Raw genomic sequence first — 12,447 nt, forward strand, 5'->3', positions numbered from 1 at the left:
GGGCGAAGCGTTCCGTTTCGCCGGCAACACGTTTCGCGTGTTTAACAGCCGCCCGCTTCCCGAAGGCAAGATCAAGGACGGGACCAACTTTGCGCAAGATGCACGCGGCAACTGGTTTCTCAATATCGTGATCGAGATGCCCGATGTGCAGGCCCGCCCGGTCCGTTCCGGTGTTGGCATCGATCTCGGCCTGAAAGACTTCGCCACACTTTCGACCGGCGAGAAACTGCCCAATGACCAGTTCGGTCGACGGGCGGCGGAAAAGCTGGCGAAAGCGCAACGGGCGCGAAAGCACAAGCGGCATATCGCGAAGCTGCACGCCAAAGTGGTGAATGCCCGCGCCGACTTCCAGCACAAGCTCGCGCTCGATCTGGTGCGGCGTTTCGATTACATCGCGGTCGGCAACGTGTCGGCCGCGACGCTCGCCAGAACCAGGATGGCGAAGAGCGTCTACGACGCGTCCTGGTCGTCCTTCCGAAACAAGCTCCGCTACAAGGCGATCGCGCACGGAGCCACGTTCGAGGAAGTCGACGAAAGCGGTTCGACCCAGTCCTGTTCGGCGTGCGGATCGAAAGACAGCACGACGCGGCCGAAAGGTACCGCGGGACTGCGAATAAGAGAGTGGGCCTGCAGTGACTGTGGTGTCGAACATGATCGTGATATCAACGCTGCGCTGAACATTCTCCGATGCGGACGTGCATCGCCAGGTGTGGGAATCCTCCGCCTTTAGGGAGAGGAGGGCGTCAATGTCATGCTCCTCGTTGTCGTTGGATCGCGTTGCGCATCACCGAGTATAGGCGGCGATCGAAGCGGAGAATATGACGGGGCCGATACGGCCGACGAGGGCGGCCGCCTCGCGAAAACCCGCCAAGCGCCCGCCGGGCGGCTGCCCGGCGTGGCTCACGGGCCCTCGGTGCGCCCGCGCGACGCCGCAAGATTGTTTCCGGATCCGGCAACTGTCGGGGCTTTGACCGCGACAAATGGTATCTTTGCCGATCGGGACGGTGCGAAAAAGGGGCCGATGAGCCCTTCGCACCCACGTTCCGCTGTGGAAACTGACGGCCGCGCGAGCGGTCGGATACTGGTTGATCCGGCCGTTGGGCCGGACATCGTGCGTCGCGCGCCGGGGGGCGGCGGGCGGCGCAACGACGCAAATCCGGGAGGACCCTTGAGAGAAACTATTCCCATCCACGACACGCTCACGCGCTGGCTGCCGCAGGCGGCGCTCGTTGCCGCGGCCATCGCGCTGACGGGCTGCACGATGACGCCGTGGACCGACAGCTGGCAACCCGCGCGCCAATCGGCGCCCACGTCGGCCGCGACGCCGGGCGTGATTGCCGGCTATTACCGCGTGAACCCGGGCGATACGCTGGCGGGCATCGCGAACGCCTACGGGCAGCGCGTGCAGGACGTGGCCAGCTGGAACCACATGGCGCCCACGGACGCCGTGTCGCCGGGCCAGGTCCTGCGGGTCGCGCCGCCGCCCGCGGCGACCTCGTACGGGCAGCCGCCCGCGGCAGCCGCCCAGCCGGGTTCGCTCGCATGGCCGGCCACGGGCGTCGTCGCGACACCGTTCTCGGCCGGCAAGACGCGCGGCCTCGTGATCGCCGCATCCGGGCCCGACCATTCGGTGCGGGCCGCGGCAAACGGGCGGGTGGTGTATGCCGGCTCCGGCGTCAAAGCGTACGGTCCGCTCGTGATCCTGAAGCACGACAACGGGCTCATCACGGCCTACGGGCACAACGGCAAGCTGCTCGTCAACGAAGGCGACGCGGTGCGCCAGGGCCAGCCGGTCGCTGAAATGGGCACCGACGCGAGCGGGCGTTCGACGTTCGAGTTCGAAGTCCGCCAGAACGGCAAGGTCGTCGATCCGATGAACTTCCTGCCGCGCAACGGCGGCTGATCGTTGCCAGCGCCACGTGTGCGCCGGGCGGCGCACACGTTCCCGCCCACTTCATTTTTCCATCTTCATCCTTCCTTAAGCGTCGCGCGGCCAGACTGTCTCGCATGATTGCCGAGCCAGCGAATGCCCAGTGCGAGCGCCGCCGCGCCGAGCGCGATCAGCGAGCACTGGATCGCGACGGGCAGGTAGCCGTGCGGCCGCGGATCGACGAACGGGTACGGATACCAGTCCTCCACCGCGCCGCGCACCAGCGTATAGCCGAGATAGACGACCGGAAAGCCGAGCCACGCAAATGCACTGCGGCGCGGAATCGGCGAGCGCGGTTCGACATACAGCCAGTCGCACAGCATCACGAGCGGCACGATCCGGTGCAGTACCCAGTTGTTGAACGCCGGCGTGACGTGGCGCAGCGCATCGAGCCGCGCGAGCAGCAGCTCGTAGACGATCGCGGTGATCAGCACGTACAGCACCGCCGCGCCGCGCATCGATTCGTAGCGGGCCGAGCCGGGGCGCGCGATGCGCCACAGCCCCGCGGCCAGCATCGCGGCCGCGTAGAGGCTGCTCAGTTGCGTGAAGTAGCTGAGGTAGTTGCCGAGATGGAAGGTCGGCAGGCGCCAGTAGTCGGCGACGCTGTGCAGCGTGGTGGACACCGCGAGCAACGCGGCGATCAGCCGGTAGGCTGCAACGAAGAACGCTTTGCTCATGATGCCCGCGCGCCGTCGCACCAAAGCTTCATCCTGCCACAGCCGCCCGGGCGCGCGATGCGGATTTTCCATAGGCGGGCCGCGTGCGGCGCGCGTTGACGATTCGTCGGATATTTGATCGCGTCGTGCAAAACCGGCCGCCCCTGCGGCTACAATCGTCACAGCCTGGGCCGGGCGCAGGCCGGTTGCAGCTGGCCCCTTTCCCCGCATACAACACGAGACGAAGCATGAAAAACATCCTCGCGAAACAGACGCGCTACAGCTCGCCCGCGATCTTCTTCCACTGGGCCATCTTCGTGCTGGTCGCGCTGGCCTACCTGGCCATCGAGATTCGCGGACCGAAGGGTAGCGACAGCCGGGCGTTCTGGATGAACGTGCATCTGATGGCCGGGACGTTCGTCCTCGTGCTGTCGGTGCTGCGTGTGCTGTGGCGGGTCGTCAGCCGCGTGCCGGAAGCGATTCCGCAGGCCACGCTGCTGCGCTGGCTGTCGAAGCTCGCGCATGTCGCGCTCTACGTGTTCATCATCGCGCAGCCGCTGCTCGGCATCATGATGGTCAACATGGGCGGCAAGCCTGTGTCGCTCGACTGGCTCGGCGTGTCTTTCACGTTGTTCGGCCCCGACAAGGCGCTGCGGCCGACGATCAAGGAAGCGCACGAGCTGATCGGCAACGCGTTCTATTTCGTGATCGGCCTGCATGCGCTGGCCGCGCTCTACCATCACTTCATCCGGCGCGACGACGTGCTGCGGCGCATGGCGCCCTGATCGTCCGGCTCCGGACGCGCACGGAAGGCGAGGGCGCATGGTTGTGTTGACAACCATGCGCCCTCGCTTCGTTTACCTTCGCCCGCACTGGCCATCGTATTGAACATTCTGTAACATCTCGGCTGTTTTTACATTCCGCTTACTCGTCGCCGCACATGCTGCACCGACATCGTCACCTGACTGCCTGGCTTGGCCTGTTCGCGATCTGGATCGCGATTGCGGCGCCGCTGGTGTCGCAGTGGCGTATCGCGCAGGCGGCCACGCCCGAGGCGATCGTCTGCAGTACCGAGCATGGTGCGCATCGTTCGTCGGACGCGAGCGGCATGCACGATCATGCGCTGCATCTCGACGCGTGCGGCTACTGCGGCTTCTTCGCTCATAGCCCGGCCATCGGCGCGCCTGCCGCCACGTCGGTCGCCTTCATTCCCGTCGTTTCCGTTTCCGCCGTCGCGTCGCCTGCCGTCGCGGCGCGCGGTGACCGCTATCCGCGCGCCTATCCGCGCGCACCGCCCGAGCGCGCCTGACGCGTTTCTTCCGTTCTTATTACCGCCGATATCCGTGCGGCCCGTCGAGGCCGCGTGGAGGGCGTCACTCGGGCTTTCGATCATGATCAATTTCCAGTTGCGTGCGCCGCGGGCGCCACGCAATGCCGGTGCGCGGCCGCTGCCGCGCGTACTGAAACTCACCGTTCCCGCGCTGGCTGTCGGCGCGCTGGCCGCGAGCGCTGCCGCTGCCGATACCCCGCATGCGGCCGGCGCGGCGGCGGACGACACGGCCATGCTGTTGCCGCCCGTCGAAGTCGTCGCGTCGCCGCTGTCGACGCCACTCGTCGTCGTCACCGATCCGAAGGCGCCGCGCCAGCCGCTGCCCGCCAGCGACGGCGCCGATTACCTGAAGACGATTCCCGGCTTCACGTCGATCCGCAGCGGCGGCACGAACGGCGACCCCGTGCTGCGCGGGATGTTCGGTTCGCGGCTGAACATACTGGCGAACGGAATGCCGACGCTCGGCGCGTGCCCGAACCGGATGGATGCGCCGACCTCGTACATCGCGCCGGAAAGCTATGACAAGGTCACCGTCGTGAAGGGGCCGCAGACCGTGCTGTACGGTCCGGGCGCGTCGGCCGGCACCGTGCTGTTCGAGCGCGTGACGCCGCGTTTCGAGCGCCCCGGCATGCGCTTCGACGGCAGTCTCGTCGGCGGGTCGTTCGGCCGCAACGACCAGAACATCGACCTGACCGCCGGCACGCCCGACGTCTATGGCCGCGTGACCGCGAACCATGCCCATTCGCAGGACTACAAGGACGGCAACGGCAACACCGTGCCGTCGCAGTGGGACAAATGGAACGCCGATGCGGCGCTCGGCTGGACGCCCGACGACCATACGCGACTCGAGCTGACCGCCGGCACCGGCGACGGCTATGCGCGCTACGCGGGCCGCGGGATGGACGGCGCACATTTCCGCCGTGAGACGTTCGGCCTGTCGTTCGACAAGCGGCATCTCGGCGACGTGCTCGACCGGATCGAGGCGCGCGTGTACTACAACGAAGCCGATCACGTGATGGACAACTACACGTTGCGGCAGCCCGACCCGACGAGCAGCATGCCGATGCGGATGGCCGCGGACGTGCGGCGCCGCACGGTCGGCGCGCGTGCCGCCGCGACGTTCCGCTTCGGCGACGATTTCAAGCTCGTCACGGGCGTCGATGCGCAATTGAACCGGCTCGATTCGCGTGCGTCGATGGGGCAGCAGAACTACCGCGACCAGCCGTGGGATGCCCAGGCGACCATGTGGAACGCGGGCGTGTTCAGCGAGCTGACGTGGTATGCGAGCGACGTCTCGCGTGTGATCGGCGGCGCGCGCGTCGACTATGCGAGCGCACGCGACAAGCGTGCGATGAAGAGCGGCATGATGATGAGCAAGCCGAACCCGACTGTCGACGACGATCGGACGAAAGTGCTGCCGAGCGGCTTCGTGCGCTACGAGCGCGATCTCGCGTCGCTGCCCGTCACGTGGTACGCGGGGATCGGCCACGCGGAGCGTTATCCGGACTACTGGGAACTGTTCTCCGCGACGCGCGGGCCGGCCGGTTCGGTCAACGCGTTCTCGGCGGTGCAGCCGGAGAAGACCACCCAGCTCGATATCGGCGCGCAATACAAGAGCGACCGGTTCGATGCATGGGTGTCGGCGTACGCGGGCTACGTCCAGGACTTCATCCTGTTCAACTATGCGGCCGGCATGATGGGCCCGGCCACGCAGGCAACCAACGTCAACGCGCAGATCATGGGCGGCGAAGCCGGCGTGTCGTGGCGGCCGGTCGCGCCGCTGCGCGTCGAGACGTCGCTCGCGTATGCGTGGGGGCGCAACGTGGCGAGCGGCGATCCGCTGCCGCAGATGCCGCCGCTCGAGGCGCGCATCGGCCTCGAATACACGCGCGGCGCGTGGTCGGCGGGCGGCCTGTGGCGCATCGTTGCGCCGCAGCATCGCTATGCGCTGAACGAGGGCAACGTGGTCGGCAAGGACTTCGGCCCGAGCGCCGGATTCGGCGTGCTGTCGCTGCATACGCAGTACAACGTCAGCAAGACCGTGCAGATCTCGGTCGGCGTCGACAACGTACTGAACAAGGCCTACACCGAGCATCTGAACCTCGCCGGCAACGCGGGTTTCGGCTATCCGGCGAACGCGCCGGTGATGGAGCCGGGGCGTACCGCGTGGGTGCGCGTGAGCGCGAAGCTGTAGCCCGCAGCGCGCGTGTGCATCGCAGCATGCGCGCGCCTGGACGCCGCACCGCCCGAACGGGCGGCGCGCGTCAACCGATTAGAGAACCGTATCTAGTCGGGGCGCAAACGTTCACGAGTCGTGCTTCACTCCCGCTTCGACACCCGCCGTGCGCGCGATGCGGCGTGCGTGTCGATCCGGTGTCATTCGCACCGGCAGCACAATAATCAGGAGAACATGCATGGCCAGATCGATGCGTTCCAGGGTAATGGCAGGGGCAGTGGCATGCGCGATGAGCGTCGCGCCGTTCGCGGGGACGACCGCGCTGATGACGCTCGCGACGACGCACACGGCGATGGCGGCAACCGCGCCCGCCGACAACTATGCGGCGACGCGCTATCCGATCATTCTCGTGCACGGGCTGACCGGCACCGACAAGTACGCGGGCGTACTCGAGTACTGGTACGGCATCCAGGAAAACCTGCAGCAGCATGGCGCGACCGTCTACGTCGCGAATCTGTCGGGCTTCCAGAGCGACGACGGCCCGAACGGGCGCGGCGAACAGTTGCTGGCCTACGTGAAGACGGTGCTCGCCGCGACCGGCGCGACCAAGGTCAATCTCGTCGGTCACAGCCAGGGCGGGCTGACGTCGCGCTATGTCGCGGCCGTCGCGCCCGATCTCGTCGCGTCGGTGACGACGATCGGCACGCCGCACCGCGGCTCCGAGTTCGCCGACTTCGTGCAGGGCGTGCTCGCATACGATCCGACCGGGTTGTCGTCGACGGTGATCGCCGCGTTCGTCAATGTGTTCGGCATCCTGACGAGCAGCAGCCACAACACGAACCAGGACGCCCTCGCCGCACTGAAGACGCTGACGACCGCGCAGGCCGCCACCTACAACCAGAATTATCCGAGCGCGGGCCTCGGCGCCCCGGGAAGCTGTCAGACCGGCGCGCCGACGGAAACCGTCGGCGGCAACACGCATCTGCTGTATTCGTGGGCCGGCACGGCGATCCAGCCGACGCTTTCCGTGCTCGGCGTGACGGGCGCGACGGACACGAGCACGATTCCTGTGATCGACCCGGCGAATGCGCTAGACCTGTCGACGCTCGCGCTGTACGGCACGGGCACGGTGATGATCAACCGCGCCTCGGGCCAGAACGACGGGCTCGTGTCGAAGTGCAGCGCGCTGTACGGCAAGGTGCTGAGCACGAGCTACAAGTGGAACCATCTCGACGAGATCAATCAGTTGCTCGGTGTGCGCGGTGCCTATGCGGAAGATCCGGTCGCGGTGATCCGCACGCATGCGAACCGGTTGAAGCTCGCGGGCGTGTGATCGATGGCGGCACGTGAAGGACGCGCGCCGCTGGCGCGGCGCGCCGCGATCTATGGTGTCGTGGGGCTGGCGGCGATCGCCGGCGTCGCGATGTGGAGCGGCGCGGGACCGCATCGCGGCACGGGCGCCGCCGGTGACGCGCCGGATGCGGCCGCGGTGGGCGGCGTGGCGACCGCCGCACCGCAGGCCGCCGTGCCGGCGAGCGCGGGCCTGCCGCCGTCGCTGGCCGGCTCCAGCGCACCGCGCTTGCCGCTCGATGCAGGCGGCCATCTGGCGAAGTCGCGTGCGGTACGCGATTTCTTCGACTATTGCCTGACCGCGCGGAGCGACCTGAGCGCGGCCGCGCTCGATGCGTTCGTCGTGCGCGAGATCGCCGCGCAGCTCGACGGCACGGTCGCGCAGGCCGAGGCGCTCGACGTGTGGCACCGCTATCGCGCGTATCTCGACGCGCTCGCGACATTGCGCGATGCGGGTGCGGTCGACAAGTCCGATCTGGGCGCGTTGCAACTCGCGCTCGACCAGCGCGCGTCGATCGCGTACCGCACGCTCGGCGACTGGAGTCAGCCGTTCTTCGGCGCGGAGCAGTGGCGGCAGCGCTATGACCTCGCACGGTTGAAGATCACTCAGGATCGCTCATTGACCGATGCGCAGAAGGCGGAGCGGCTCGCGGCGCTCGAGCAGCAGATGCCCGCCGACGAACGCGCGGCGCAGCAGCAGGTGGACCGGCAGCGCGCCGCGATCGACCAGATCGCGCAATTGCAGAAGAGCGGCGCGACGCCCGACGCGATGCGCGCGCAACTGACGCAGACGCTTGGCCCCGAGGCGGCCGAGCGCGTCGCCCGGATGCAGGAGGACGATGCGTCGTGGCAGAGCCGTTACGCGGATTATGCGACGCAGCGTGCGCAGATCGACTCGGCCGGCCTGTCGCCGCAGGATCGTGACGCACAGATCGCCGCATTGCGGCAGCGTGTGTTCACGAAGCCCGGCGAAGCCGTGCGCGCGGCATCGCTCGATCGTGGCGCGGGCAGCGCGCATTGACGAAGCGCGCGCCGCCGTGTGCGGCGCGCTTCACGCCGCGCGCGTGATGTCCCGCGGCAGATGTTGCTCGATGGTATCCGCGAGCGTGTCGAACGCGGGGCGGATGCCTTCGTGCGCGACGCAGGCATAGCCGAGCAGCAAACCCTGCCGCGCGGTGTCGAGGTTGCTGTAGTAACTGGTGAGCGGGCGCACGATCACGCCGGCGTCGAATGCGCTCTGTGTGACCGCGCGATCGTCGCACGCGTCGGGCAGGCCGAGCACCAGATGCAGACCGGCCTCGTCGCCCATCACCGGCAACGCATCGCCGAAGCGTGCGCGGATCGCGTCGATCATCAGCTGCCGGCGCTCGCCGTACAGCGTGCGCATTCGTCTGACGTGCGAAGTGAGGTGGCCGTCCATGATGAATTCGGCGAGCACGGCCTGCTGCATCAGCTGGCCTTCGCGGTACAGCTCCGACAGCCCGGTGCGGAAGGTGTCGACCAGATGCTCGGGCACGACCATGTAGCCCATCCGCAGCCCGGGGAACAGCATCTTGCCGAGACTGCCGACGTAGATCACGCGGCCGCCGTCGTCGAGCCCCTGCAGCGACGCGAGCGGGCGGCTGCCGTAGCGGAATTCGCTGTCGTAATCGTCCTCGATGATCCAGCAGCGGTGCTGGCGCGCATATTCGAGCAGCATGCGGCGCCGCGCGAGACTCATCACCATCCCGAGCGGGTACTGGTGCGACGGCGTGACGAGCACGAGCCGCGGCGGATGCTGCATGTCGCTCGCGCGCGGATCGAGCCCTTCCTGGTCGACCGGCACCGGCGCCAGCGTGAGGCCGGCTGCCTGCAGCACGCTGCGCACGCCCCAGTAGCACGGCTCCTCGACCCACGCGCGATCGCCGATGTCGGACAGCAGCCGCACCGCGAGATCGATCGACTGATGGATACCGGTCGTGATGATCACCTGGTCCGGCGAGCATTTGACCGAGCGCGCGACGCGCAGGTAATCGGCGAGTGCGCGCCGCAGCGGCCGGTAGCCGCCGCCCGGCGCATAGGTCAGCAACTCCGGATTGGCCTCCTTCCACAGCCGCGCCTGCAGGCGGCTCCACGTGCGGCTCGGGAATTCCGACACGTCCGGCACGCCGGGCATGAACGCCCCCCACTGGCGCCGCGAGACGCCCGCATGCTCGACCAGTTGCCGCCCGCGCATCGACAGGCTGCCCTGCGCGTCGGGCAGCGGTAGTTCGTCGGCCGCCGCGGGCGGCGGCGGGGCGCCCGGCACGCGGATCGCGGCGGCGTCCGGCCGCGTATCGGCTACATAGGTGCCGCTGCCGGTGGTCGTCAGCACGTAGCCTTCGGCCGTCAGCTGGTCGTACACGTGCAGCACGGTATTGCGCGCGATCGACAGGTCGCCCGCGAGCGTGCGGGAGCTTGGCAGCTTCGTCCCCGGCCCCAATTCCCCGGTCAGGATGGCCTGTTGCATCAGTTGCAGCAGTTGCCGGTACATCGGTTCGGGCGAGTTGCGGTCCAGACGGGCGGACAGCCAGTCGGCGAGGATCACGGTATCCAAAGTGGTCCTACTAGGAATATTGAAATGGTTCCCTAGTATAGAACCGTGCGCGCCGTATAGTGGCTCGCATCTCAAAATCAATTGGCGCGGAACCAGGGGACAGCACGATGAAGTCCGATGATGTGATCGTCAGCTTTCGCGGCGTGCGGAAGACCTACGACGGCGAGACGCTGGTCGTCAAATCGCTCGACCTCGACATCCAGCGGGGGGAATTCCTGACGCTGCTCGGGCCGTCCGGCTCGGGCAAGACCACCTGCCTGATGATGCTGGCCGGCTTCGAATTCCCGACCGGCGGCGAGATCCGTCTCGACGGCGAACTGCTGAACAGCGTGCCGCCGCACAAGCGCAACATCGGCATGGTGTTCCAGAACTACGCGCTGTTTCCGCACCTGACGGTCGAGCAGAACGTCGGGTATCCGCTGACGGTGCGCAAGCTGCCCGCCGCCGAGCGCGCGGAGCGCGTCGCGCACGCGCTGAAGATGGTGCAGATGGAGCGCTTCGCGAAACGCTATCCGGCGCAACTGTCGGGCGGCCAGCAGCAGCGCATCGCGCTGGCCCGTGCGCTCGTGTTCGAGCCGAAGCTGGTGCTGATGGACGAGCCGCTCGGCGCGCTCGACAAGCAGTTGCGCGAACACATGCAGTACGAACTGAAGGCGCTGCACGAGAAGCTCGGCGTGACCTTCGTGTACGTGACGCACGACCAGGGCGAGGCGCTGACGATGTCCGATCGCGTCGCCGTGTTCGACAAGGGCATCGTGCAGCAGCTCGACACCGTCGACCGCCTGTACGAATCGCCGTGCAACGAATTCGTCGCGAACTTCATCGGCGACAGCAACCGGCTGCGCGGCACCATTGCGCGCGTCGACGGCGAATTCTGCGAATTCCGGCTCGACGACGGCACGAAGCTCGTCGGCCGCCATATCGGCGAAGCCGCCGAGGGCGCATCGGCCGTCGCGTGCATCCGCCCGGAGCGCATGAGTCTCGCCGCGCACGGCGTGAATGGTGCGAACGGCACGAACGGCGCCGCCGCCAATTGCGTGAGCGGCGAGGCGCGCAGCCTCATCTATTTCGGCGACCACGTGCGCATGCGTTGCGCACTGCCGGGCCAGGACGAATGTTTCGTGAAGGTGCCGCTCGGCACCGGCGCGCTCGACGCGTTCTCGCCGGGCGCCCCGGTCTCGCTTGCGTTCTCGCCCGAACACCTGCGCGTGTTCGCGTGAGCATGGTTTACCCGGTTTTCCGCAGCACGTCGTCAACAACAAAGCCCACTTCCACCACGAGAGGAGAGGAACCATCATGAAACGAGCAAGCTTTACCGCGCGCCGCACGGCGCTCGCGCTGGCACTGGTCGCATTTGGCGCATCGGCCACCGCTGCCGAGCTCACGGTCGTCAACTTCGGCGGCGCGAACGGCGACGCGCAGAAGGTCGCGTTCAACCAGCCGTTCGAGAAGGCGACCGGCAACAAGGTCACGGCCGTCGAATACAACGGCGAGCAGGCGAAGGTGAAGGCGATGGTCGAGGCGAAGCACGTCAACTGGGACGTGGTCGAAGTCGAATCGGGCGACCTGAACCGCGGCTGCGACGAGGGGCTGTACGAGAAGCTCGACTGGTCGAAGATCGCGAAGAAATCCGACCTGATTCCGGAGGCGCCGCAGGTGTGCGGCGTCGGCTTCTTCGTGTGGTCGACGGCGCTGTCGTACAACGCGGACAAGCTGAAGTCGGCGCCCACCGGCTGGGCCGATTTCTGGAACGTGAAGAAATTCCCCGGCAAGCGCGGGATGCGCAAGGGCGCGCGCTACAACCTCGAATTCGCGCTGATGGCCGACGGCGTCGCGACGAAGGACGTCTACAAGGTGCTCGGCACGAAGGCCGGCCAGGATCGCGCGTTCAAGAAGCTCGACGAGCTGAAGCCGTACATCCAGTGGTGGGAAGCGGGCGCGCAGCCGCCGCAGTTCCTCGTCGCCGGCGACGTCGTGATGTCGACCGCGTACAACGGCCGCATCGATGCCGCGCAGAAGGAAGGCAAGAACCTGAAGGTCGTGTGGAACGGCAGCATCTACGACCTCGACTACTGGGCGATTCCGAAGGGCTCGCCGAACAAGGCGCTGGCCGAGCAGTACATCGCGTACTCGCTGACGCCGAAGCCGCAGCAGGCGTATGCGCAGCACATCGCGTACGGTCCGGCGAACATCGCCGCGATCAAGGCGCTCGACGCCAAGACGCTCGCGAACCTGCCGAACTCGCCGGCCAACGGCAAGAACGCGGTGCTGGAGGACATCGGCTTCTGGACCGACCACAGCGACGAGCTCGAACAGCGCTTCGCCGCGTGGGCAACGAAGTAAGCGGTCAGGCATCCTCACGGGTGTCGTGATGCAACCGGCCGCGCGACGCGTCGATCGTGTCGCGCGGCATTCCGCCGGAACGTGCCC

Annotated in this window: 11 protein-coding genes; 9 read left to right on the forward strand and 2 right to left on the reverse strand. The window is 67.3% G+C overall.

Annotated features, from left to right (window positions below; genetic code table 11):
- The coding region (locus HWX07_RS29020; protein ID WP_175878625.1) for an RNA-guided endonuclease TnpB family protein at positions 1 to 730 on the forward strand (730 nt) is incomplete at its 5' end.
- Between the two features lie 438 nt (positions 731 to 1,168).
- Positions 1,169 to 1,903 carry a peptidoglycan DD-metalloendopeptidase family protein gene (locus HWX07_RS29025; protein ID WP_011548123.1) on the forward strand — a complete coding sequence of 245 codons (735 nt, stop codon included), beginning with the start codon at positions 1,169 to 1,171 and terminating at the stop codon, positions 1,901 to 1,903.
- 65 nt (positions 1,904 to 1,968) lie between these two features.
- Here HWX07_RS29025 and HWX07_RS29030 read toward each other — a convergent pair whose 3' ends face one another.
- Entirely contained in the window at positions 1,969 to 2,607 is a 639-nt protein-coding gene (locus HWX07_RS29030; protein WP_175878626.1) for a Pr6Pr family membrane protein, read from the reverse strand.
- A gap of 227 nt (positions 2,608 to 2,834) precedes the next feature.
- Here HWX07_RS29030 and HWX07_RS29035 point away from each other — a divergent pair, with 227 nt between their 5' ends.
- The 5 genes from HWX07_RS29035 (at position 2,835) to HWX07_RS29055 (ending at position 8,463) form a co-directional block, all read left to right on the forward strand.
- Complete coding sequence (locus HWX07_RS29035; RefSeq protein WP_175878627.1) at positions 2,835 to 3,371, forward strand: cytochrome b; 537 nt, start codon at positions 2,835 to 2,837, stop codon at positions 3,369 to 3,371.
- 155 nt (positions 3,372 to 3,526) lie between these two features.
- Complete coding sequence (locus HWX07_RS29040) at positions 3,527 to 3,895, forward strand: DUF2946 domain-containing protein (RefSeq protein WP_175807827.1); 369 nt, start codon at positions 3,527 to 3,529, stop codon at positions 3,893 to 3,895.
- 82 nt (positions 3,896 to 3,977) lie between these two features.
- On the forward strand, positions 3,978 to 6,110 hold the full coding sequence (locus HWX07_RS29045) for a TonB-dependent copper receptor (RefSeq protein ID WP_175878628.1): 2,133 nt from the start codon (positions 3,978 to 3,980) through the stop codon (positions 6,108 to 6,110).
- 220 nt (positions 6,111 to 6,330) lie between these two features.
- A complete protein-coding gene (locus HWX07_RS29050; RefSeq protein ID WP_175807829.1) occupies positions 6,331 to 7,425 on the forward strand; it encodes a triacylglycerol lipase in 1,095 nt (364 codons plus the stop codon).
- A 3-nt stretch (positions 7,426 to 7,428) separates the two neighbouring features.
- Complete coding sequence (locus tag HWX07_RS29055; RefSeq protein ID WP_175878629.1) at positions 7,429 to 8,463, forward strand: lipase secretion chaperone; 1,035 nt, start codon at positions 7,429 to 7,431, stop codon at positions 8,461 to 8,463.
- Positions 8,464 to 8,493: 30 nt separating this feature from the next.
- Here HWX07_RS29055 and HWX07_RS29060 read toward each other — a convergent pair whose 3' ends face one another.
- Entirely contained in the window at positions 8,494 to 10,017 is a 1,524-nt protein-coding gene (locus HWX07_RS29060; RefSeq protein WP_175878630.1) for a PLP-dependent aminotransferase family protein, read from the reverse strand.
- A 107-nt stretch (positions 10,018 to 10,124) separates the two neighbouring features.
- Between HWX07_RS29060 and HWX07_RS29065 the strand changes: the two genes are divergently transcribed.
- Both HWX07_RS29065 and HWX07_RS29070 read left to right on the forward strand, forming a co-directional pair.
- Positions 10,125 to 11,237 (forward strand): ABC transporter ATP-binding protein, encoded by a 1,113-nt coding sequence (locus HWX07_RS29065; RefSeq protein ID WP_175878631.1) that lies wholly within the window; start codon positions 10,125 to 10,127, stop codon positions 11,235 to 11,237.
- Positions 11,238 to 11,313: 76 nt separating this feature from the next.
- On the forward strand, positions 11,314 to 12,360 hold the full coding sequence (locus HWX07_RS29070) for an ABC transporter substrate-binding protein (protein WP_124698196.1): 1,047 nt from the start codon (positions 11,314 to 11,316) through the stop codon (positions 12,358 to 12,360).
- The last annotated feature ends 87 nt before the right edge of the window (positions 12,361 to 12,447 follow it).

The organism is Burkholderia sp. BCC0097, from assembly GCF_902832985.1.
Classification (GTDB): domain Bacteria; phylum Pseudomonadota; class Gammaproteobacteria; order Burkholderiales; family Burkholderiaceae; genus Burkholderia; species Burkholderia orbicola.

Coding starts and splice junctions, on each gene's coding strand:
- HWX07_RS29030 (WP_175878626.1), bottom strand. CDS start 2,607: ATGAGCAAAGCGTTCTTCGTTGCAGCCTACCGGCTGATCGCCGCGTTG.
- HWX07_RS29035 (WP_175878627.1), top strand. CDS start 2,835: ATGAAAAACATCCTCGCGAAACAGACGCGCTACAGCTCGCCCGCGATC.
- HWX07_RS29040 (WP_175807827.1), top strand. CDS start 3,527: ATGCTGCACCGACATCGTCACCTGACTGCCTGGCTTGGCCTGTTCGCG.
- HWX07_RS29045 (WP_175878628.1), top strand. CDS start 3,978: ATGATCAATTTCCAGTTGCGTGCGCCGCGGGCGCCACGCAATGCCGGT.
- HWX07_RS29050 (WP_175807829.1), top strand. CDS start 6,331: ATGGCCAGATCGATGCGTTCCAGGGTAATGGCAGGGGCAGTGGCATGC.
- HWX07_RS29055 (WP_175878629.1), top strand. CDS start 7,429: ATGGCGGCACGTGAAGGACGCGCGCCGCTGGCGCGGCGCGCCGCGATC.
- HWX07_RS29065 (WP_175878631.1), top strand. CDS start 10,125: ATGAAGTCCGATGATGTGATCGTCAGCTTTCGCGGCGTGCGGAAGACC.
- HWX07_RS29070 (WP_124698196.1), top strand. CDS start 11,314: ATGAAACGAGCAAGCTTTACCGCGCGCCGCACGGCGCTCGCGCTGGCA.